Source organism: Lachnospira eligens, from assembly GCF_009680455.1.
GTDB lineage: Bacteria > Bacillota > Clostridia > Lachnospirales > Lachnospiraceae > Lachnospira > Lachnospira eligens_A.
This window is the reverse complement of the sequence record NZ_WKRD01000001.1, coordinates 364023-388700: the sequence shown is the minus strand read 5'-3', so window position 1 is coordinate 388700 and position 24678 is coordinate 364023. Positions and strand designations below refer to the sequence as shown.

The 24678-nt window shown below is 37.5% G+C and carries 18 protein-coding genes; 14 read left to right on the top strand and 4 right to left on the bottom strand.

The window, feature by feature from the left end:
• Positions 1-8: 8 nt before the first annotated feature.
• On the top strand, positions 9-887 hold the full coding sequence (gene rsmI / locus GKE48_RS01890; RefSeq protein ID WP_022099170.1) for a 16S rRNA (cytidine(1402)-2'-O)-methyltransferase: 879 nt from the start codon (positions 9-11) through the stop codon (positions 885-887).
• 4 nt (positions 888-891) lie between these two features.
• Here rsmI and GKE48_RS01885 read toward each other — a convergent pair whose 3' ends face one another.
• Complete coding sequence (locus tag GKE48_RS01885; RefSeq protein ID WP_055216990.1) at positions 892-1509, bottom strand: TetR/AcrR family transcriptional regulator; 618 nt, start codon at positions 1507-1509, stop codon at positions 892-894.
• 401 nt (positions 1510-1910) lie between these two features.
• Here GKE48_RS01885 and GKE48_RS01880 point away from each other — a divergent pair, with 401 nt between their 5' ends.
• On the top strand, positions 1911-4001 hold the full coding sequence (locus tag GKE48_RS01880; RefSeq protein ID WP_055216988.1) for an efflux RND transporter permease subunit: 2091 nt from the start codon (positions 1911-1913) through the stop codon (positions 3999-4001).
• Positions 4002-4017: 16 nt separating this feature from the next.
• The gene (locus tag GKE48_RS01875; protein ID WP_154300342.1) at positions 4018-6339 is read left to right on the top strand and encodes a hypothetical protein; all 2322 of its coding nucleotides are present in this window, start codon (positions 4018-4020) and stop codon (positions 6337-6339) included.
• Positions 6340-6538: 199 nt separating this feature from the next.
• On the opposite strand, the gene GKE48_RS01870 is transcribed toward GKE48_RS01875, so the two are convergent.
• The gene (locus GKE48_RS01870) at positions 6539-6697 is read right to left on the bottom strand and encodes a hypothetical protein (RefSeq protein ID WP_154300341.1); all 159 of its coding nucleotides are present in this window, start codon (positions 6695-6697) and stop codon (positions 6539-6541) included.
• A gap of 30 nt (positions 6698-6727) precedes the next feature.
• Positions 6728-7165, bottom strand: a complete 438-nt coding sequence (locus tag GKE48_RS01865; protein WP_012738310.1) for a MarR family winged helix-turn-helix transcriptional regulator — start codon at positions 7163-7165, stop codon at positions 6728-6730.
• Positions 7166-7324: 159 nt separating this feature from the next.
• Between GKE48_RS01865 and GKE48_RS01860 the strand changes: the two genes are divergently transcribed.
• From GKE48_RS01860 to GKE48_RS01810, 11 genes are all read left to right on the top strand, one after another.
• Positions 7325-8338, top strand: a complete 1014-nt coding sequence (locus GKE48_RS01860) for a sugar kinase (RefSeq protein ID WP_022099174.1) — start codon at positions 7325-7327, stop codon at positions 8336-8338.
• Between the two features lie 60 nt (positions 8339-8398).
• On the top strand, positions 8399-9790 hold the full coding sequence (locus GKE48_RS01855) for a sodium:proton antiporter (protein WP_243138414.1): 1392 nt from the start codon (positions 8399-8401) through the stop codon (positions 9788-9790).
• Positions 9791-9806: 16 nt separating this feature from the next.
• Positions 9807-10790 (top strand): cytidylate kinase-like family protein, encoded by a 984-nt coding sequence (locus GKE48_RS01850; protein WP_154300340.1) that lies wholly within the window; start codon positions 9807-9809, stop codon positions 10788-10790.
• Positions 10791-11259: 469 nt separating this feature from the next.
• Positions 11260-14457, top strand: coding sequence for an isoleucine--tRNA ligase (gene ileS / locus GKE48_RS01845; RefSeq protein ID WP_334296461.1), 3198 nt, complete (start codon positions 11260-11262; stop codon positions 14455-14457).
• Positions 14458-14604: 147 nt separating this feature from the next.
• On the top strand, positions 14605-15318 hold the full coding sequence (locus GKE48_RS01840) for a LytR/AlgR family response regulator transcription factor (RefSeq protein ID WP_022099178.1): 714 nt from the start codon (positions 14605-14607) through the stop codon (positions 15316-15318).
• The gene (locus tag GKE48_RS01835) at positions 15303-16601 is read left to right on the top strand and encodes a sensor histidine kinase (RefSeq protein ID WP_022099179.1); all 1299 of its coding nucleotides are present in this window, start codon (positions 15303-15305) and stop codon (positions 16599-16601) included. The genes GKE48_RS01840 and GKE48_RS01835 overlap by 16 nt, the downstream gene beginning before the upstream one ends.
• Positions 16602-16711: 110 nt before the next feature.
• Entirely contained in the window at positions 16712-18088 is a 1377-nt protein-coding gene (locus GKE48_RS01830; RefSeq protein WP_022099180.1) for a hypothetical protein, read from the top strand.
• 7 nt (positions 18089-18095) lie between these two features.
• Positions 18096-20192, top strand: a complete 2097-nt coding sequence (locus GKE48_RS01825; RefSeq protein ID WP_154300338.1) for a hypothetical protein — start codon at positions 18096-18098, stop codon at positions 20190-20192.
• Between the two features lie 155 nt (positions 20193-20347).
• A complete protein-coding gene (locus tag GKE48_RS01820) occupies positions 20348-22822 on the top strand; it encodes a glycogen/starch/alpha-glucan phosphorylase (protein ID WP_055216982.1) in 2475 nt (824 codons plus the stop codon).
• Positions 22823-22963: 141 nt separating this feature from the next.
• Positions 22964-23767 carry a M23 family metallopeptidase gene (locus GKE48_RS01815; RefSeq protein ID WP_022099182.1) on the top strand — a complete coding sequence of 268 codons (804 nt, stop codon included), beginning with the start codon at positions 22964-22966 and terminating at the stop codon, positions 23765-23767.
• A gap of 3 nt (positions 23768-23770) precedes the next feature.
• On the top strand, positions 23771-23947 hold the full coding sequence (locus tag GKE48_RS01810) for a hypothetical protein (RefSeq protein ID WP_154300337.1): 177 nt from the start codon (positions 23771-23773) through the stop codon (positions 23945-23947).
• Here the strand turns inward: GKE48_RS01810 and trhA are convergent, their stop codons facing one another.
• On the bottom strand, positions 23948-24598 hold the full coding sequence (trhA, locus tag GKE48_RS01805; RefSeq protein WP_055216998.1) for a PAQR family membrane homeostasis protein TrhA: 651 nt from the start codon (positions 24596-24598) through the stop codon (positions 23948-23950).
• Positions 24599-24678: the final 80 nt, after the last annotated feature.

The window sequence follows — 24678 nt, the reverse complement described above, 5'->3', positions numbered from 1 at the left end:
GGTTTATTATGGATAATGAGAGAAATGTAAAGAAAGACGGACCGGGTATGCTGTATCTGTGTGCAACGCCTATTGGTAATCTTGAGGATATTACTTACAGGGTTTTGCGTGTGCTTTCAGAGGCAGACTTGATTGCAGCAGAGGATACAAGAAACAGTATTAAGCTGCTTAATCATTTTGAAATAAAGACACCTATGACAAGTTATCATGAATTTAATAAGTATGATAAGGCAAAGGTTCTTGTTGATAAAATATTAGGTGGAATGGATGTGGCTGTAATTACGGATGCTGGAACTCCGGGAATATCTGATCCAGGTGAGGAGCTTGTAAAGCAATGCAGGGCAGCAGGTATCAGGGTTACTTCACTTCCGGGACCGGCAGCATGCATAACAGCGCTTACAATGTCAGGACGCGAGACAAGAAGATTTGCATTTGAAGCATTTTTACCAGCGGATAAGAATGAGAGAAAAGAAGTTCTTGCAGAGTTAGCATGTGAAACAAGGACTATGATTATATATGAAGCACCGCACAGACTTACTAAGACACTTGCGGAACTACAAGATACGCTTGGCGGTGACAGACAGATTACTATATGTAAGGAACTTACCAAGAGATATGAGAATTCGATGGAATTCACGCTTGAATCTGCATGTGAATATTATGAAAATAATGAGCCGAGAGGCGAATATGTGCTTGTGATTGCCGGTAAAAGCCGTGAGCAGTTAAAGGCCGAGGCAAGAAAGCAGTGGGAAAACATGAGTGTGGCAGAACATGTGCAGATGTATATGTCGCAGGGCATGGATAAGAAAGAAGCCATGAAAGCTGCGGCAAAGGACAGGGGTGTGTCAAAAAGGGATATATACCAGGAGCTTGAAGGGAAAGCGTAAGCAGCTACCGGATAGTGTGCTCTTTGATGATTGCACGTACTGTCTTGAAAAGATAAGGCTTAATTGTATCTATGTCAGCAGGTTCTTTATAAAGAATTGCGCTGTAGCAAGTTGAACTTACAAGCTCAACAATAAGGAAGAGCATTATTTCAGGCTCTTCAAGTGAGATATCCTCAGCGTTAATCATTTCATAATATACATCTTTAAAGTTAATATCATCAGATGCAACCTTAGTTGTGAGAGCTTCCTTGAAGATTCCCCAGCTAAGGTTTTTTGATATAAATGTCAGAAGAGTCTGATTAGAATTCAGCTCATCTACAATATGATTAATTATAAATATTATTTTTTCTTCGAAACCTAACTGTTCGTTCTTTTCTTTAGAAAATTCCTCTAAATCAGCGACGGCATTCTTAAATAATTTACTTGATTCATGTGATATAAGACGGTTTCTTATATCATACTTGTCCTTAAAGTACAGATAAAATGTACCCTTAGCAATTCCAGCTTTCTGAGAAATTTCCGCAATAGAAGTCTTCGTAACCCCCTGGGTAGTAAAGAGATTAAATGCAGTATTCAGCAGAGAAGTAAGTTTCTGTTGTTTGTTAGTTTCAAGCTTTCCCATATCAATCACTCACCTTTATTAGTGTTAATTATTAGTTGGTTATAGTGTGTATTATGAGTTGGTATGGTAATTGATTTCAGGTGCTTTGGAGCCACCGACACTTAACAAGTTGCAGGAACTGCAACGAGTTTAGTGTCCGCTGTGAGCGACAAGCAGCGCAAGCGTGCCTGAAATTGATTACCATGCCAACTCATTTATAAATACATTATACACCAATCCAATTATAAAATAAATATTAAAAAATGACTTTTGGTCAATTTTCTATTGACTATGTGTTTTGAGGTGCTATAATGTCAACTGAAATTGAAAATGACTATCGGTCATATTTGTTAAAGACATGAATACTTATATGACTAAGGGTTGTTGGCATTTGCATCTTACAGAAAGGCGTGGTTATTTATATGAAAAAGTTTGGAAAAGTTGTTGTTAAGTTAAGAATTCCAATTCTGGTTCTTAGCTTCCTGCTGTTGATTCCATCAGTTCTTGGTTACTTTAATACCAGGGTTAATTACGATATCCTGTATTATCTGCCAAGTGATATCGACACTATGCAGGGACAGGACATTTTGCTTGATGATTTCGGAAAGGGCGCTTATGCAATGGTCGTCGTTGACGGAATGAATAAGTCAAATGTTTCTAAGTTGGTAAAGAAAGTTGAGGGGGTTGACCATGTTGCGTCAGTTATCTCTTATAGTGGAGTGGTAGGAGATGATGTTCCTTCAGAAATTCTTCCTGATAAGTTCCGTTCTTATTTTGAAAACGAGGATTCAGGAGCTACATTGTTTGCAATATTCTTTGATGATACAACATCAAGTGACGATACAATGAAGGCTATTCAGGAAGTAAGAGATGTTACGGATAATCAGTGTTATATTGCCGGTATGTCTGCTGTAGTTACAGATACTAAGACAATGGCAGAAAAGGAGACTCCTTTTTATGTACTTGTAGCGGTTGTTCTGGTATGTATTGTACTTGCTATATTTATGGATTCATTCCTTGTACCAGTATTCTTTATGCTAAGTATAGGTATGGCAATTGTGTATAACCTTGGTTCTAATTATTTCTTAGGTGAGGTTTCATACATAACGAAAGCACTGGCTGCGGTACTTCAGCTTGGTGTAACTCTGGATTATTCTATATTCTTATGGCACAGTTACAAGGAAGCTAAGGAAGAAACCCCGGATGATCATCACGAAGCTATGGCGGTTGCTATTGGGAATACACTAACATCAGTTGTTGGTTCTTCCATAACAACAGTTGCAGGATTCATAGCACTCTGCTTTATGAGCTTTACACTTGGTCTTGACCTTGGTGTTGTTATGGCAAAGGGTGTTGTATTGGGCGTTATTGGTTGTGTTACAATACTTCCTTCCCTTATTCTTACATTTGACAAGGCTCTTGAGAAAACAATGCATAGAGAGATTATGCCGAATTTTGATAAGCCGGCAAGATGGATTGTTAATCATTCATGGATATTCCTTATAATATTCGTTCTGCTTCTTGGTCCGGCAATCTACGGATATAACAATACTAAGGTTTACTATGATTTGTCTGATACACTTCCAGAGAAGCTTAACTGTTCGCAGGCTAACAAGATGCTTGCCGAGAACTTTGACGGAACTAATTCTATATATATGATTCTTGCAGACAGTAATCTTTCAGCAGAGGATTCTAATGCAATGATGAATGAGGTAAATGATCTGGATGGAATTTCATTTGCATTAAGTATTGACTCAGCACTCGGTGGAGAAATACCTACGGAAATGCTTCCTGATTCGCTTGTTTCAGAGCTTAAGGGTGATGAATACCAGATTATGATGGTATCAACTAATTACACAATTGCTTCTGATGAAATCAATGACCAGATTAATAAGGTTGATGCGATTGCAAAGAAGTATGATGCTAAATCTATGGTAATTGGAGAAGCTCCTTGTACTAAGGATCTTATCACTATTACTGATAAGGATTTTAAGACAGTTAGTGCAGTTTCAATTGTTGCGATATTCTTTATTATTTTCTTCGTTTTAAAGTCAATATCTCTTCCGGTTATTCTGGTTGCTGCTATTGAATTTGCTATATTTGTTAATATGGGTATTCCATATTATACAGGAACAACGATACCATTTATATCTTCGGTAGTAATCGGAACTATTCAGCTTGGTGCGACAGTCGATTATGCAATTCTTATGACTACAAGATATAAGAGAGAAAGAGCTGCTGGTAACTCTAAGAAAGAGGCTATATCAATAGCACTTGGAACATCTATTCCATCTATTATTGTCAGCGCACTTGGTTTCTTCGCAGCAACATTTGGTGTAGGTATGATAGCCAGTGTTGATATGATTGCTTCACTTTGTACACTTATGGCACGAGGTGCAATCATCAGTATGTTTGTTGTTATATTTGTTCTTCCATCACTTTTCGTATTGCTTGATAAGGTGATTATTCATACAAGTTTAGGTTTTAAGCCTAAGAAGAACAGTCAGAATTAATAGGAGGAAGATTATTATGGTAAAGAAGAATTTATTCAGATATAGTTCAGTTTTAATGTGTGTAGTTCTTACAGCAGCAAGCCTTGTTGGCTGCGGTGCTAATACAGCTGCAACAACAGGAACAGATACAGCTTATGTAACAGAGATGGCAGCAGGCAGTACAGAGGCTACGATTACACAGGCAATAACTAATGAGCTTGCAGTGTCTAACAAGAGCACACTTGCAACTAACACAAGACAGGAAACAGTTTATGTATTCAATGACGCTTCAGGTAATAAGAATCACATCACTGTCAACGAAAAGATTACAGACGCTAACGGCAATGAGACTCTTAATAAGACTGAGTCAAGTGAAAATGCGCCAGTAACAATGAAGGTTACTTACAAGCTTGATGGCAAGGAAATTAAGCCGGAGGACCTGGCCGGAAAGAGCGGAAAGGTTACAATACGTTTTGATTACACTAATAATCAGAAGAAAACTGTAACAATTAATGGTAAGAAGCAGACAGTTGCCGTACCATTTACAATGATTACAGGCATGATGCTTCCAACAGATGTATTCTCAAATGTTGAGGTTACTAATGGTAAGCTTACTAAGGTTGGAGACAATATTGTGGCAGTCGGTATGACAATGCCAGGACTTAAGGATACTATGAATCTTAAGTTTAATGATAAGTCACTTGACCTTGATATTCCTGAGTATTTTGAATTAACAGCAGATGTTAAGGATTTCTCACTCGATATGACAATGTCTGTAGCAACATCTAATCTTCTTTCGGATATGAATGCTGATGACATTACTTTAGATGATTTAAAGAAAACTGTTGCTTCATTAGATGATGCAGCAACACAGCTTGCAGACGGAACAGTTACATTACAGGATGGAACACAGCAGTTAAGTGATGCAATTCCAGCACTTACTGATGGTGTTGACCAGTTAAATACAGGTGCTTCTTCTCTTAAGGATGGTATATATGCATACGCAGATGGCGCTGCAAGTGCATATGAGGGTTCAGTTTCACTTAATGACAACATGAAGACATATGCTGACGGAATCGGAACTCTTTACAATACTCTTAAGGATAATAATCTTGACAGCAGTGTTGCTTCGGCAGCAGATGGAGCAAGTGAGCTGGCTGCAGGTGCTGTAACACTTGATGCAGGAATTGACAGTGCTTTAGCAGGTGCTGGACAGTTAGTTACCGGAGCAGATGCATTATCAGGCGGTCTTACAAAACTTGAAGCTGGTTCTGACCAGCTTGCAGCAGGAACTAATAAGTTAAAGACTGATCTTGAAGCTGGAAAGACAAAGGCAACAGAAAATTATAACACAGCTTATGGAAGTTTCTATAAAGTAGCATTTGCAGTAACATGCATGAGTCAGGGAATTAATCCTAATTCAGCAACACCACAGCAGCAGGCAGTAATCGCAGCAGCTCTGGCACAGGCTGGTATATCACAGACACCTGATGTAACAAGTAAGACACAGTACGCATTGGCAACAGGTTATATATTAAAGAACTATGCATCTGTTAAGCAGGTAGTTGCTGCTACTGTAAGTGCAGCAGCTGGCGGACAGCTTGATGAAGCGACAGTAAGTTCTAAGGCAGATGAGCAGATTGTTACAATGACAAGCGGACTTTCACAGGCTTATCAGGCATATAACAATTGCAATACAACATTATCATCTCTTGAAGATGCCGGATATTTTGATGGTATGAGCGACCTTAATGCTGGTATTAAGTCAGCTAATTCTGGTGCAACACAGCTTAAAGCAGGAATTGACCAGTTAAGCACAGGTGCAGGACAGTTAAGTGCTGGTTCTAAGCAGCTTAAGGCAGGACTTGGAACATTAAGTACAGGTCTTAACACACTCAGCATATCAGTTGGTTCATTCTCAACTTACAAGGAAGGAACTCTCTGCTCAAGCTTATATGCATTAAATCTTAATGCAGGAAAACTTCAGAAGGAAGGAACAGCAGTCCTTCAGAGCGGACTTTCACAGCTTACAGCTAATAATGATACATTAAAGAGCGGAGCTTCACAGCTTGCAGATGGAACAGCTACATTAAAGGATAGTTCAGGAACACTTGCAGATGGAGTTACACAGTTAAACGAAGGTGCAATTACATTAAAGGATGGAATGGCACAGTTTAACAGCGAAGCAATCGAGCCTATCACAAAGCTTGTAGACTCAGACGCACAGACAGCCGTTGATACAATCAAGGCGGTAGTTAAGGCAGGTCAGGAATACAATTCATTCTTAGGCAAGTCAGATGACAAAGCCGGAAGTGTAACATTTGTTTACAAGACAGCAGGTATCACAGCCAATAAATAAGCTTTTTTCTTTCAAACACTTTCATATAAAGATGGAACAGCCACCCTTGGGTTTCCCCGCGGGTGGCTGTTTCAATATGTTATATACGAATAAATGTGAATATTACAAGGTATAATCTATACTAACGGGGATTTGCGTTATAACACATATAAAAACGACTGCCTTTGAATATTTTGGACAGTCGTTTAGATTCATTTGGTTAATTATTATTCTTATGTTTCTTGATTATCTCTTCATATCTGCGCTGGGAAGCTTTTTCTTCCTCAGTAAGTTCTTTTGGCGCGTCTTCAATATCGTTAAGCTGTGCAAATACATCAGCTAAATCATCTAAATTGAGTAAATTCTTGTTGTCTGGCATAATACCCCTCCTTTATTAAGCTGATTGTTATTATGGAATCTGATGGAAGAAATCTTCCAGTCGTATAAATGTTTTCGTGAGAACCTCGGCTTCTTCTTTTGTTAAATCCTTCGTGATATGTCCAATCATATCCTTGTGAAAATTCTCATGATGTCTGTATGCGGCAATTCCTTTGTCTGTAAGAGAAGCATAGACTATACGGCGGTCTTTCTCACCGCGCTTTCTTATCACATAGCCTTTCTTGACAAGTCCATTGATTCCAACTGTAAGAGTTCCCATTGTTACTCCAAGTGACTTGGAAATTGTGGACATAGTACGAGGTTCTTCAATGCCGATTGCTTCTATAATATGCATGTCTGTAACAGAAATATCTTTAAATTCTTCTGTGATAAGAGCCCTTTCTTCAATGTTCAAGATATCATTGAACAAGTCTACAAGCACAGAATTCAGAGACTCAAATATATCCATAAACACGTACCTTAACCTTACTTATTAATAAAATAATTATATCTTATTAAAAAGTAATATGCAAGTTTGCAATTTGTACAAATGTGGTGTAATATGTCATTGGAATATGCAAAACTGGGTATTTGATACCCTTAATCTATTATGACGTTGGAGGAAGACATGAAATTTATAGCAATTGGTGAATTGATGTTGAGACTATCACCACCTAACTATGAAAAACTTGTAACTACACATGATTTCAGAGTTAATTATGGCGGAGCAGAGGCAAATGTAGCGGTTTCCCTTGCAAACCTTGGTGTTGATTCAACATTTTTTACAGTATTACCTAACTCAGACCTTGGAAAGTCAACTATTAATTATCTTAAGTCTAATGATGTGCATACCAAGCACATTATAAGATCAGAAGGAAGAATGGGACTTTATTATCTGGAAGAAGGTGTTTCTGTCAGACCTTCACAGGTAATATATGATAGAGCTGATTCTGCATTTGCAGAATACGACTATAAGGATGTTGATTTCGAGGAGATTCTTAAGGATTATGACTGGCTCCATATTAGCGGTATCACTCCAGCTCTTTCTTACAACTGCCGTAAGATGATGGATATGGCAGTTAAGGCAGCTAAGAAGATGGGACTTACTGTCAGCTTCGATCCTAACTGGAGAAGTACGCTCTGGTCATTCGAGACTGCAAGAGATGTTCTTAGTAAGTACCTTCCTTATGTTGATGTGCTTATTGGAATCGAACCTATCCATGTATACAGAGAAGATGGAACTGATGTTAAAGATGGTCTTACAATGGACCCATCATTTAAGGACATGGACAGAGTATTTAAGGCAATAGACGAGCAGTATCATATGAAGGCTATTGCAAGAACTGTAAGATATGTACACTCAGGAAGCAACAACTCTTTAAAGGCTTTCTATTATACTAATGGAGAGACTTATGAGAGTAAGACAATTAATTTCGAGATAGTAGACCGAGTTGGTGGAGGCGATGCATTTTCATCAGGACTTATCTATGCCCTTATGGACAATATGACTCCTGAAGATACTGTTAACTTCGCTGTTGCTTCTTCAGTAATGAAGCATGCTATCAGAGGTGATACTAATATCACATGTGTTGACCACATTAAGAGACTTATGAAGAATTCGTCTTTCGATGTGCAGAGATAATTTAATATTAAGATTACCTGTTCCGTGTGTGGAACAGGTTTTTTTACGGAGGCTTAAGTTATGAGTATTAATATTTGTCCAATGGTTGCACTGGCAGCCGAGCTGACGAATGTGCCTTTATGGCTTTGTATACCATTTGCATGTCTGCTTTTGTGTATAGCCATAATTCCACTTGTAAAAGGAGAATGGTGGGAAAAGTACAGACCATTTGCTGTAATATTCTGGTCACTGCTTTTCATAATTCCGTTCGCAGTTAAGTATGGTGCTGGAACAGCAGCAGAGACTGTACTTGAATGTCTGGTAAATGATTATCTTACATTCATTGTACTGCTTTTCGGTCTGTTCTGCGTAGCAGGTAACATAACAGTTGAGGGAAGTCTTGTTGGTTCACCAAGAGTAAATGTTATTCTTCTTGGAATAGGAACCCTTCTTTCAAGCTGGATTGGAACTACAGGTGCGTCAATGCTTCTTGTAAGACCTGTTATTAAGATGAATTCATGGAGAAGAAATAAGGCTCACATAATGGTGTTCTTCATTTTTCTTATATCTAATATGGGAGGAAGTCTTACACCTATCGGTGACCCACCACTTCTTATGGGATTCTCAAGAGGTGTTCCTTTCTTCTGGAGTATAAGATTCTTTCCGATACTGCTCCTTAATATGATTATTCTTCTTACAGTGCTTTATTTTCTTGACAAGAGAGCATACAGGAAGGATATAGCAGCAGGTTATATGCCAGAGATTAAGGAAAATGAGCCACTTATAAGATTTGAGGGATTACATAATATTATATTCATCGTAATTATTGTAGCAGCAGTTATATTAAGCGGAGTACTTCCGGATGTACCATTTTTCCAGAATGCTGCCGGCGAGGTAATCTCAATTCCTATATTTGGAGAGGTTAAGCTTGCAATTACTTCACTTATTGAAGTAGTTATGATTCTTTTAGCCGCATTTTTATCATTCAAGACAACTAATGCAGAGATAAGAAAGAAAAACCATTTCACATGGGGTGCCATTCAGGAAGTTGCTGTACTTTTCATAGGTATATTTATTACTATGCAGCCAGCTCTTATGATTTTAAAGAGTGCAGGCGCAGAGCTTGGACTTACACATCCATCACAGATGTTCTGGGTAACAGGTGCGCTTTCAAGTTTCCTTGATAATACACCAACTTATCTTGTATTCCTCACAACGGCTGGTTCAATGGGATTTGCGTCAGGTATTACAACTGCACTTGGAGTTGTTCCTGCAAAAATGCTTACGGCAATATCATGTGGCGCGGTATTTATGGGAGCAATGACTTATATCGGTAATGCACCTAATTTCATGGTTAAGTCAATATCAGATGAAAATGGTGTTAAGATGCCAAGCTTCTTTGGTTATATTGTGTGGTCATTGTGCTGCCTTGTACCGGTATTCCTTATTGACACACTATTATTCTTTATATAATTAGGAGGTGCGCATTATGGCAGATAATGATAAAATAACTGAACTTGCGAACAGAATATACGCACTGGACGAGAAAGTATATAAAGCTACAGGTTCTAATCTGGGACGTGTATATCAGGGAAACAAGGAAAAATGTATTAATGATTTAAGAGATTTGATTAAATCCAGTGCGGATTCTTCAGTTCTTAGAAGTGAGCTTGCTCTTATAAGTAATATGGCAAGAACCACTAAAAAGAATCCTCAGCTTCATAAAGAAATAATGCATGAATATGGTGAGATATTTGATGAAGCAATGGCTATGCAGGAAGCGAGAGAGGGAAATGATATTATTGACCCGGAGCATGCAGAGCTTAATATGTCCAATCTTGCAAACAGATTTGGAAAGGACGACAATCTTATTATATGCATAGGCCGTTCATATGGCTGTGCCGGAACAGATATTGGTTTCAGGCTTGCTGATAAGTTAAGAATCAGCTATTATGATGTATCTATCATGAATGAGATATTACAGCGTAATGAAGAACATGAAGAAACTGACAGAGCTTTATTCCAGAATAAAACAGCAAGAACACCGGCTCAGTGGTGGAGAGATTTTAAGAAGTACCATGGTCTTTCAAGGTCTGATGTACAGTTCTTTAATACATCTAAGAAGCTGGTCGATTTAGCAAAGCAGGAACCATATGTTATCATGGGAAGATATGCGGATAATATTCTTACTAAGAACCACATTCCTCATATAAGCATATTTATCACAGCTCCTAAGAAGCTGCGTATACAGAGAACTTACCATACAAGCAAAGAGAAGCTTACTTATAAGCAGGCTGCGAAGTATGTTTCAAAAGAGGATAAGGCACATCTTAAAAGATACGCATTCTATACAGGCAAGAAGTGGGGCGAAGCAGATAACTACGACCTCACAATCAATAGTTCTACTTATGGAATTGACGGAAGCGTTGATCTGATAATGAGAATTGTGGCTAAGAATCAGCTTGACAACTAAACATTTATTATATAAAATCTAATCAAATGCATTGACGAAGACAGTAGGTTGGAGTGAAAAGCATGAGCGAGCCGGGATGGTGAGAGCCGGTGCGAGTACTATCCATCTGAACATCACTTCTGAGCATCTTCGCTGAAATCATTACGAGACTAAGCGGGGACGGTAATCCCATCGTCAGGTTAAAGCCAGGGACGCATATGATAGTATGTCGTAATCATTCAGATTTTAGGATAAGTATGTTACCCCTCTGTTGTATTACGGCAGAGGGGTTTTTCGTAAGCAATGAGTCATGCAAGCAGCCATCAAGCTTGCTTGTGTGGCTGCTTATATGACGAATGCCCGTAATGAACAACGAAGGACGAAGTCCGGGAGTTGTGAATTACCAAGACTCGGGAGTGACGAAGTCACGGAGAGGCTTGGCTTACGAAAAAATGATTATAGCCAGAAGGCAAGAAAGGAAGCTGCAATGATTTATCAGAAAGTTTCTGCGGATATGAAGTTCGTAGACAGAGAAAAAGAAGTTGAAAAGTTCTGGAAAGACAATGATATCTTCCAGAAGAGTATTGATAACAGAAAGGAAGGCCCAACTTACACATTCTATGACGGACCTCCAACTGCTAATGGTAAGCCACATATTGGACATGTACTTACAAGAGTTATTAAGGATATGATTCCAAGATACAGAACAATGAAAGGCTACATGGTTCCTCGTAAGGCTGGATGGGATACACATGGACTCCCGGTTGAGCTTGAAGTTGAGAAGATGTTAGGTCTTGATGGCAAGGAACAGATTGAAGAATATGGTATCGAGCCATTTATCAAGCATTGTAAGGAATCTGTATGGAAATACAAGGGTATGTGGGAGGATTTCTCATCTACTGTTGGTTTCTGGGCTGATATGGATAACCCATATGTAACATATGACAATAACTTTATCGAGTCTGAATGGTGGGCTTTAAAGCAGATCTGGGATAAGGGTCTTCTTTATAAGGGCTTCAAGATTGTTCCTTACTGTCCTCGTTGTGGTACACCTCTTTCTTCACATGAGGTTGCCCAGGGCTACAAGACTCTTAAAGAGCGTACAGCAGTTGTAAGATTCAAGATTGTTGGAGAGGATGCATATTTCCTTGCATGGACAACAACTCCTTGGACACTCTGCTCTAATATTGCTCTTTGTGTTAATCCAGATGAGACTTATGCAAGAGTTAAGGCAGCAGATGGATTCACATACATCATGGCAAAGGCACTTCTTGACAAGGTTCTTGGAGGAATCGAGAGAGAAGAAGGAACTCCTGCTTATGAGATTATTGAAGAATATAAGGGTAAAGACCTTGAATATAAGGAATATGAGCCACTTTACCAGTGTGCAAAGGATGCCGCTGACAAGCAGCACAAGAAAGCATTTTTCGTATACTGCGATAATTATGTAACTATGGAAGATGGTACTGGTATCGTTCATATTGCACCTGCATTTGGTGAAGACGATGCAAGAGTTGGTAGAAAATATGACGCTCCATTTGTTCAGATGGTAGACGAGGCTGGTGTTATGAAGCCTGAGACTCCATTTGCAGGAATGCGTGCTAAGCCAACTAAGAAAGAGATGGAAGCAGGCGCTATCAACTGTGATGTTGAGGTTCTTAAGGAACTTGAGGGCAGAGGAATCCTCTTCTCAGCACCTAAGGTAGAGCATGAATATCCTCATTGCTGGAGATGTGATACACCACTTATCTACTATGCAAGAGAGTCATGGTTTATCAAGATGACAGACCCAGAAGTTAAGGCTAACTTAATTGCTAATAATAAGACAATCAACTGGATTCCAGAGACAATCGGTACAGGACGTTTCGGAGCATGGCTTGAAAATGTTCAGGACTGGGGAATTTCACGAAACAGATACTGGGGTACACCTCTTAATATCTGGCAGTGTGAGGACTGCGGTGAGATGATGTCTATCGGAAGTATCGAAGAACTCAAGGAAAAATCAGACAATTGTCCAGATAATATTGAGCTTCACAGACCATATGTTGATGCAGTTACATGCAAGTGTCCTAAGTGTCAGGGAACAATGAAGAGAGTTCCAGAAGTTATCGACTGCTGGTTCGATTCAGGTTCAATGCCATTTGCACAGCACCACTATCCATTTGAGAATAAGGAAGTATTCGAGCAGCAGTTCCCAGCTAAGTTCATATCTGAGGCTGTTGACCAGACAAGAGGCTGGTTCTACTCATTACTTGCTATCTCAACACTGCTCTTTAACAAAGCTCCATATGAGAATGTTATTGTTCTCGGACATGTTCAGGATGCAGACGGACAGAAAATGAGTAAGTCAAAGGGTAACGCTGTTGATCCATTTGACGCATTACAGAAGCATGGTGCTGACGCAATCCGTTGGTATTTCTACGAGAATTCAGCTCCTTGGGTTCCTAACAGATTCAAGGACGAGTGGGTTTCAGAAGGTCAGAGAAAGTTCATGGGAACATTCTGGAACACATATGCATTCTTCGTACTGTATGCTAATATTGATGATTTTGACGCTACTAAGTATCAGCTTGAATATGACAAGCTCTCAGTTATGGACAAATGGTTATTATCAAAGCTTAATTCTTTAGTTAAGGTTGTTGATACTAACCTTGAGAATTACAAGATTACAGAGACTGCAAGAGCTCTTGAGGACTTCACAGACGAGCTTTCTAACTGGTATGTAAGAAGAAGCCGTGAAAGATTTTGGGCTAAGGGAATGGAGCAGGATAAGATTAATGCTTACATGACTCTTTACACAACACTTGTAACTCTGGCTAAGATTTCTGCACCAATGGTTCCATTCATGACAGAAAGCATTTATAGAAATCTTGTATGCAGCATTGATAAAAATGCGCCTATTTCAATACATTTATGCGACTTCCCTAAGGTTAATGAGCAGTTCATTGACAAGAAGCTTGAGGAAACTATGGATGATGTATTAGACGCAGTTGTTATCGGACGTGCATGCCGTAATTCAACTAATATCAAGAACCGTCAGCCAATCGGCAAGATGTTCATTAAGGCAGACTGGAAGCTTGATGAGTTCTACACAGCTATTATCGCTGACGAGCTTAATGTTAAGGAAGTTGAATACACAGATGATGTAAGAGCATTTACATCTTACTCATTCAAGCCACAGATGAAGACTCTCGGACCAAAATACGGAAAGCTTCTTAATGCAATCAGAACAGCTCTTACAGAGGTTGACGGTAACGCAACTATGGATAAGCTTAACGAGTCAGGAAGCTTTGAGTTAAATGTTGAAGGTCAGACTATCGAGCTTTCTAAGGACGACGTTCTTATCGAGATGACTCAGAAGGAAGGATTTGTTGCAAGCAGCGACAAGGGTATCACAGTTGTTCTTGATACTAACCTTACTCCAGAGCTTATCGAGGAAGGTTTCGTAAGAGAGGTTATCTCTAAGGTTCAGACTATGCGTAAGGACGCTGGTTTCGAGGTTATGGATAAGATTAATCTCTATGTATCAGGCAACGACAAGATAGCTGATATTGTTAACAGAAATGCCGCTCAGGTTAAGACTGTAGTTCTTGCACAGGATATTATCACTGGAAAGACTGCAGGATTTGAGAAGGAGTGGGATATCAATGGTGAGAAGGTTACACTTGCTGTTGAGAAGCTTGCTTAATGCAGGTAATTGAATAAAAGTTATATTAAGCTGTGTGCTGGTCTTTGAGGCTGGTGCACAGCTTTTTTATGCTATAGAAATATTGATATATATTATTGTAAATGTTACTATTTAATTAAGAAAAATGTTGTATGCGGAGAAATCATAATGATAAAAATTGCAATATGTGATGATGACATTGATTTTATGGATAAGTATGATGAACGGATAATAGACATTTTTAATAAATGTACTATGGGAGATGAAACATATTCGGTCGTCAGATATCATTCGGGAAAGGAACTGCTGGATAATTATAAGAAAGACGGTGCAGATATATTTCTGCTTGATATAGACCTCGGTGACTGTAAAGGATATGAGGTGGGGCGTGAGCTTACATTTAGGGAGTCCGACCCGGCAATTATATATATTACTGGATATTCGGAGAATGTATATAATGCTTTTGTTGGCAGACCGATAGGATTTGTACAGAAGAAATGCCTTGAAAGTGACCTTGAAAAGTTTGTGTATGATGCAGTTTATCATGTTCGTAAGAGGGCGCAGAGAGTAGAGATTACAGGAAAAGATAGAAAATATGAGCTGGCAGCAGATGAAATAGTTGTATTTGAAGTGTATGACCATGAATTAAAGATTACTTTAAAAGATGGAGAAAAGATACTTAGTGGTTCGTTGCACACATATGAAGAGAAACTTGAAGAGTATGGGTTTATTAAAATATCGCGCTCAGTTATGCTCAATCCAAGATATATAAAAAATATATCCGGTGATGAAGCTGTCATGATAAATGGTAGTATTTGTAAAATCAGCAGAAGCAGACGAAAGAATGTGAGAAGGGAATATGAATTATGTACGAGGCGGTAGAAGTGTTTGTAAATATTTTTCAGGCATTTGCAATAACATATTATCTTATAAAATGTCTTGGCGTGAAAGAGGGGAAGAATAGAAAATGTGCATATATAACAGGAGTTATAGTAACAGTTCTGTATCTTGAGATTATGAACAGAATTATTTTTTTTGAGAGCGTGGGAGTGCTTATATATCTAGTTGTATCATTGGCGTTTAGCGCAGTATTCTTATGTGGGAATGTTGCCCAGAAGATTATGTATAATGTTGTGATGATGGTGGCAATTGTATGTGCCGCAATGCTAGGCGCTGGAATTGTAGGAGTAATAAAAGGAACAGATTTCTTAAAAGTAGGACAATATGGAGAATCAAGCAGGTATATTTCACTTGTACTTACGCAGGTGATTTTATGCATATTTTTCTATATGATAATTAAGTTTAAGACAATGAATGAGCATATGGATAACAGATACATGATGGTATTAAGTATAGTTCCGGTTGTTTCAGTAATTATATGCTGTCTGATAGTATATCAGGAAAATAAAAGTGAAAGCATTAGAGCATTATATACGCTGATTGCTGTGGTGGGAATAATCACGGTTAATATTATAAATATGGTACTGATGTCTATTGAACGAAAAGTCTACGAACATAATACAGAGGAAGAACTTCTTGTAGAGGCATACAGACAGAAAGAGAAGGACATTCAGGGGATAATTGAACTTCAGGAAAGATATAGCAAGTATAAGCATGATGAAAAGAACATATTAAGTCTGATTTCGGATTTAGCTGATAAGGGGGAAATGCAAAAAATAAAGAATATTACGCAGAAGTACACAGGTGAGCAGTCTGTAGAAAAGGAAGTAATATGTTCTTCAAATGTTGTACTTAATTATCTTCTTAACAGAAAAATATTACAGTGTGAAGAACTTAGAATTGAGAAAACATGTATTGTATTAGGAAATGTGGAGGAATCAATAGCTGATATAGATATGTATGTAATATTAGAAAATCTTATTGATAATGCTATGGAAGCAAGCCTGAAAACAGACAAACCGGAGATATATGTGATGATATGCAGGACAGAAGATACATTGAGCTTTAATATAGGCAATTCGGTAATGAATGGCATTAAGGAAATAAATACAGATACTCAGACAACTAAGGAAGACAGCAGAAAGCATGGATATGGTTTGAAGAATATTAAAGATGTTGTTGATAAATATAATGGGGAAATATCGTATGAAATGCGTCGACCGGACTATATTATGTGCAGAGTTGAGCTGTCATTGGGAAAGTGAAATACAATTCGCGTTAAAAAATGACCGTTCGCGTAAATCGTATTGAAAAATATTGGGAATGTTGTAAAGTGGAGTCAGAATGTAGTTGGGATAAGAAGGGGGAGATTCTATTGAAAAAGGCAGTATTAGCAATATTGATTGCAGGAATGGCTGTATTAACAGCATGTGGTAATAATAATACGGTTAAGAATGATGACAATGTTTATAAATATTCTGATTATGAATATAAAGATGAGGCTCAATTTTATATGAAAAAAAATGCTGCGGCTGCGGAAAAAGGGTATTATTATCTTGCAAAGTCTCCAGTTAGCAGTGAAGAATATAAATTTATGTTTTACTACGATATGGTTAATGCCAATAGTGTAGCGTTATGTTCAAATGTAAATTGTACACATGATAATGCAGAGTGCGAGGCATATTTGTCAGATGAAGAATGTCTGGGTAGTACTATATGGTATTATGGTGGAAGAATATACATGATAGAAAAGACAAAGGAGAAGGATATCCTTGTGTCTTATGATAAAACATTAAGAGATAAGAAATCTGAAAAGACATTATCAACAGAAGGTATGTCTTTGTCATCAGCATGGGGTGACATTAAATATGCAGATATTGTCAATGGATATATGTATTATCTTTTATATAGTGATTCGGGGTGTGTAATGTATAAGGTGGACATTAATAGTTCATCTGAACCGGAAAAAGTAAAAGAATATAATGCAGCATTCAATGGTGGAACAGATTTTATAGGGGTTAGTCTTGCGTCACTTAACGCAATAGGTGACAAACTCTATATTAACTGGAGAACAAGTATATCATTAGAGGCAGAAGAATATATCGTGGATTGTCTCGATACTAATACAGGGAATGTAGAAACACTTATTGATATAAGTAGTGATGACGAATTATCTAAGAAGGCAGATTCTAAACACTGGGTTACATCAGAATTATTTTATGATAAAGATGGCAACATGTATTTTGCAGGAGTAGATTCAAGTGCATGGTGTCTTTATAGAATGAATCTTAAAACACAGGAAATAAGTGAAGTATTTAAACTGGATAATAAATCAACCAGAAATTATACAAAACTTGCAGGATATGATGGACAGTATTTTTATGTATTTGATAAACCAGACCTTTCTAAAGGAATAAAAAATATTACAACTGATGATAAAAATATTGTTTATATATTAGATACAAATGGCGAGATAAAAGATACATTAGAATTTAATCAGGAAAGTACTAAGACGACTGCTGATGTAAATATATTGGGAGGAGATAGAAGATATCTGTTAGTAACAACAACAGATACGGATATTCAACAGTTCAAAGCATCTTCAGAATTAATGAGTAAATATGAAGAACTGAAAAAGAGAATGGAAACTGAAGGTTCGAGTAAACTGGCACAGGTATGTTTAAGTGCAGTGTTGGACAAAGCTGACATTGGAACAGGAAACAAGGAGTGGATACAGATTACTCCGGAATAGGAGCAAAATGGAATTATTGAGGGTTTTACGGAAAAGTGTTGTATTTATTGCTATTTTTCTTGGAATAATAATCTGGTTGAGCATTTTTAAGATTAATAATACGAATGATAAAAAAGTATATGCTTATTATAATCAGTTGATGTATGAATATGATAATCAAACGGAAATGATTGAATCCTTAACATACAGCAAGTATGTACATGATAAAACAGATGACTACGAAGCAGACAGGGAATATATTGAAGAAGCAATAAAACTTTTACAGGAAAAATATCAATATGTTTATTCTTCTGATATGTCAAGGGCAGAGAATAATTACAAGAAAATTATTAACAGCACATTATTTGCGGAGGAGCAAAGTTACTATGTACTTAATGCGCAAAAGTATATGGCAGATTTGGAAAGCAGAGGGGAAATCAATTTCTCTATTACTAACACTACTGCTATAGAAAAACTGGTATCAGACAAACAACTTCCAGTTATTTTTCTGGTGATGATGATATTTGTGCTTATAACTTTTATGGAAGAGTTTGAAAATAATATGTTTCTTCAGATTAGAGGCAGTAAAAATTCCAGAAAAGTATTACCGGTAAAAAGATGTTTTATTATATTGCTTATATCAATAGTGCTTTCGTTTGTTTTTAATGGCGTCATTCTGGCAATATATAAGAATATTTATGGCTGTAATATGGGAAGTCTGATACAGAATTCTTATATGTTTAATATGTTCCAATTAAAGACAAATGTAGCTACATTTTTTATTATATATTGTATAACATTTGCGATAGCTATGAGTGTGTTGTCATGGCTGGTATATTTTGTTTTCCTTATTACTGGTAATTACAAATTATCAATAGCAGGAACAGGGTTGTTTTTAGTTTTTGAATATATAATTAATATTAATATATCATCTAAGAGTGCATTTGCATTTTTAAAATACATAAATATTTCAAATGTATTGTTTCCGGGGCAGTCATATTACATATATGAAAACTGGGGAACGGATAATTTTATTACAGATATTCAGAGTACGACTTGGCTTCTGACAATATTACTGGCAATAACAGGATTGATTGGAGTATATATTACATATTCTCATAAATATGCACAGGGCAGGAAGAGTGCCATAACAAAAATAATAGAAAAATGCTCTCAGTTTATCCAGATGTTATTGGGAAAAGTACCTTTATTTGTATCTGAATTATATAAGACCCTTATATTACAAAAGGGAATAATACTTCTTGCTGCTGCTGTTTATTTATTGATATCATGCAGAATGTACAGAGGTGTTGATTATAGTAATACGGATTTTTCAATGAATAATTTTTATTCTATGTTTAGTGGAAATACCGGAGATAAAGAGTGTGAAGCATATATTGAGGAATGTCGTAATGCTGTCGAAGAATTAGGCAAAAAAGCAGAGACAGATGCTAATTATAAATATAAATTTCGTGAAGCAAGTCAGACTCTTGAAAATATGGAGAATTGTCTGAATTATGTAAGAAAAGTTAATGAGGAAAAAGGGATAGAAGCGAGAATTGTAAATCCCGCTGCTTATGAGGATATATTTGGCTCAAGGAAATATCAGAACACGGAAAGTCAGAATCTTGTATGCGTAATATTTCTTATTCTCATAATATCAGGCGAATATGCATATGAAAAAAGATGTCATATGATAGCTTTTCTTAACACTTCAAAAGAGAGAAGCAGGGTAAAGGCTGTTAAATTATTAAAAATACTTATGATATCATTTTTTATATGGGGACTTTCTGCATTTATTGATATTTTTAATATATGTCAGTTGTACAAACTAGAACAGTTGTCAGCACCAATTCAGAGCCTGCAGATTTTTTATGACCTTCCTTTTAATATCAGCATAGCTTGGTATATGGTAATTGGTCAGGCGTTCAGACTTGTTTTATTATTAATAATATCAATTGGAATATATGGAATTACAAAGATTTTAGATTATAAAGGCTGTCTTGTAATTACATTTATGGTGCTTGTTATGCCATATTTGTTATTCAAATTAGGTATTAATTCTATGAAGTATTTATCTGTCGAGATTCTGATGGATTTTGGAAGAATTATAGGAAAATATTGAAAAATATAGTTTGAGGACAATTGAATAATAAAGTTTGCATTTGTAAATATTATTATGTATAATTAAAACATCTATTGTGGGGCGGATTATAATTTTTACAAGGTATTATCGGCGTATTGGGGAGCCGTCCATATTCAGAAGGGAGTTTTAAATACATGGCGACAAGTTTAACACAGAATTTCAGTAAGGAAGAATTCAAGAAGAATGTAATCAGTAATTGTAAGTCTCTTTATAGAAAGAATATTGAAGAGGCTAATGATCAGGAAGTTTTCCAGGCAGTTTCTTATGCTGTTAAGGATATTATTATTGATAAATGGATTGCCACCCATAAGCAGTATGAGAAGGACGATCCTAAGATGGTTTATTATATGTCTATGGAGTTCCTTATGGGACGTGCACTTGGTAACAACATGATTAATCTCTGTGCTTATGATGAGATTAAGGAAGCACTTGACGAGCTTGGTCTTGATATTAATGTTATTGAGGATCAGGAGCCGGACGCAGCTTTAGGTAATGGTGGTCTTGGCCGTCTTGCTGCATGTTTCATGGATTCTTTAGCAACTCTTGAATATCCTGCATATGGATGTGGTATCCGTTATAAATATGGTATGTTCAAGCAGGAGATTAAGGACGGATATCAGGTAGAAGTTCCTGATAACTGGTTAAAGGATGGCAACCCATTTGAAATTAAGAGATCTGAATACAGATATGAAGTTAAATTCGGTGGATATGTTCGTTCTTACAGAGATGAAAAGACTGGAAGAGATATGTTTGTTCAGGAAGATTACCGTTCTGTAATCGCTGTTCCATATGATATTCCTGTTCTTGGATATGGCAATAACACTGTTAACTCTCTTAGAATCTGGGACGCAGAGCCTGTTAATACATTTAACCTTAACTCTTTCGATAAGGGTGATTACCAGAAGGCTATTGAGGAGGAGAACCTTGCAAAGAATATCGTTGAGGTACTTTATCCTAATGATAACCATTATGCCGGTAAGGAATTAAGACTTAAGCAGCAGTATTTCTTCGTATCAGCAAGTGTACAGAGAGCTGTTGACAGATATAAGTCAATGAATAATGGGGATGTTAAGAACATTTATAAGAAGGTTACTTTCCAGCTTAATGATACACATCCAACTGTTGCAGTTGCAGAGCTTATGCGTATCCTTATGGATGAGAACGGACTTGAATGGGATGAGGCATGGGATATCACAACTAAGACTGTTGCTTATACTAACCATACAATTATGGCTGAGGCACTTGAGAAGTGGCCTATTGAGTTGTTCTCAAGACTTCTTCCAAGAATTTACCAGATTGTAGAAGAGATTAACCGTCGTTTCGTAGAAGAGATTAAGGCTAAATATCCTGGAAATCAGGAGAAGGTTCGTAAGATGGCTATTATCTATGACGGACAGGTTAAGATGGCTAATCTTGCAATTGTTGCCGGATATTCTGTTAATGGTGTTGCAAAGCTCCACACAGAAATCTTAAAGAAGCAGGAGTTAAGAGATTTCTATGAAATGATGCCAGAGAAGTTTAATAATAAGACTAACGGTATTACTCAGAGAAGATTCTTAAAGCATGCTAACCCACTTCTTTCTGACTGGATTACAGATAAGATTGGTGATGGATGGGTTACAGATTTAAGCCAGCTTGAAAAGCTTATGCTCTATGTTGATGATCCTAAGGCTCATCAGGATTTCATGCAGATTAAGTATAAGAACAAGGTTCGTCTTGCCAAGTATATCAAGGAAAATAACGGAATTGATGTTGATCCTAATTCTATCTTTGATGTACAGGTTAAGAGACTTCATGAATATAAGAGACAGTTACTTAATATCTTACATGTTATGTATTTGTACAATCAGATTAAGAGAAATCCTGATTATGATATGGTTCCAAGGACATTTATCTTTGGTGCCAAGGCAGCAGCAGGATACAAGATTGCTAAGCAGACAATCAAGCTTATCAATAATGTAGCTAACGTTATTAATAACGATGCTTCTATCAAGGGCAAGATTAAGGTTGTATTCATTGAGAACTACAGAGTATCTAATGGTGAGATTATATTTGCGGCAGCAGATGTAAGTGAGCAGATATCTACAGCTTCTAAGGAGGCTTCAGGTACAGGTAACATGAAGTTCATGCTTAACGGTGCAATTACTCTTGGTACTATGGATGGAGCTAATGTCGAAATCGTTAATGAAGTTGGTGCTGAAAATGCACAGATATTTGGTCTCAGCTCTGATGAAGTTATCCGTTTCGAGAATGAGGGCGGATATGATCCTATGGAAATCTTTAACAATGATCAGGAAATAAGAGATGTTCTTATGGAACTTATCAATGGAAAGTATTCTCCAGAGGATACAGAGATGTTCAGAGATATCTACAATTCTCTTCTTAACAATGATGGAGGCAGAAGAGCAGATACTTACTTTATTCTTAAGGACTTCCGTTCATATGCAGAGGCTCAGAGAAAGATTGATGAGAGATACAGAGATACTAACGGCTGGGCCAAGACTGTTATGACTAATACAGCCAAGGCAGGTAAGTTCTCATCAGACAGAACTATTGAAGAGTATGCTACAGAAATCTGGAAGCTTACTAAGACTCCTGTTGAGATGTAATATCGGATTTGTCAGAAGATTATTGAATATTTCCCCGCACTTTGTGTGCGGGGATTTTTACATTTAAAAACAGTATAAACTTTACGAATCTGGAAAACATATTAACATCAAAGCTTTGCGAAATGATAGGAGGATGTTAGTATGGCGAATGTAAGAACGCGAGGAACCGACAAGGTTAAGGTTGTGTCAGCGGTTATTACGCTGGCGGTTATTGTTGCGCTTGTGTTTGGGATATTTTCAGTAGCACAGAATGTTAAGAAATCTAAGAACAACAATCTTGTGAATCTGAATGAAACAGAAGGAAATGTGGCTATCAAGACAGATGACGACCCGGATATTCCAGTGGAAGAACCAACTGTTGGTGATGATGATATTATTAATGCCAACGCAAGAGCAAGCATGTCTGATGATGGTGATGGAACTGAGGATGAGGTTACGGAGCAGACAAAGGAGCCGGAGACAGAGGAACAGGCGGTCAAGCCTATGACTGAAGCTGAGGTTATGGCAAATGCTATAAGTAAGTATACATTTGACCAGGGAGAGCTTATATACTGGCCTGTCAGCGGAACTGTTACGCTTGGATATAATATGGATTCTACTGTGTATTTTAAGACTCTTGGCATGTACAAATGCAGTCCTGGTATGGTAGTTGCTTCAGATGTTGGAACTAAGGTATGTGCAGCGGTATCAGGTGTAGTTGTTGATGTTGCAGAGAATACTGAAACAGGACTTACTGTAAGGGTTGCAGCAGGTAATGGATATGAGATGACAACTGGTATGCTTTCAGATGTGAATGTTAAGATTGGAGATACAGTTACAGCCGGTCAGCTTCTTGGTACCGTGGCCGAGCCAACAGCATACTATAAAGAAGAGGGCCCAGGAATATATTTTGCAATGACAAAGGACGGTATTCCTGTGAATCCTATGGATTACCTCGGCGAGTAATTGTTGACAATACGTGTAAAATCAGCACCTGCTTATGATTTTACAAGCAATGTGTGCGGAGAAACAGCCGGCAGTCTCCATTATATAAGTGGGATAACGCCTGAAAGGGCAAAGCAGGTGCTTAATATAGATAAAGGCGGCGGGAATCCGCCGCTTACATATTTTATAGGTGTGTGGTGATTACATAATAGCAACGAAGTTATACATCAGTATGAAGTGGCAGAGGCTTCCAGCCATAACAAATACATGAAAGATTTCATGTGTTCCGAAGTTAGGGTGCTTTGCGTTAAATGCAGGCATCTTAATTGCATATATTACGCCGCCAACAGTGTAGAAGATTCCGCCGGCGAGAAGCCAGAAGAATGCGGCTCCGGCAAGTGCTGAATATATCTGAGGAAGAGCCATAATACATGTCCAGCCCATTACAATGTAGAGAACTGAAGATATCCACTTAGGACAAGTTACCCAGAGAAGCTTGAATGCGATAGCAAGAATGGCGATTCCCCACACAATTCCAAACATAACATAGCCATATATATTATGAAGTACAATTAGGCAGACTGGAGTGTATGAGCCTGCGATAAGAACAGGAATCATGCAGTGATCAAGCCTTTTCAGCACAATATTGACATTACTTGATATATCAAATGTGTGATAAGTTGTGCTTGCTGCATATAGAAGAATCATACTTACCATAAATACAGTCATTGAAACAATAGAAACGGTTGTTCCATAAGAGGCTGCTTTAAGAATAAGTGGGAATAATCCTGCAATTGCACAGAGCATGCCGATAAAATGTGTTATCGAACTGCCAGGGTCTTTAATAATCATCTGTGCCTTTATCTTAGTGTGTATATTATCATTCTGTAAATGAAGTGCTGGTGCAAAAGTTGTCATAATAAATCCCTCCT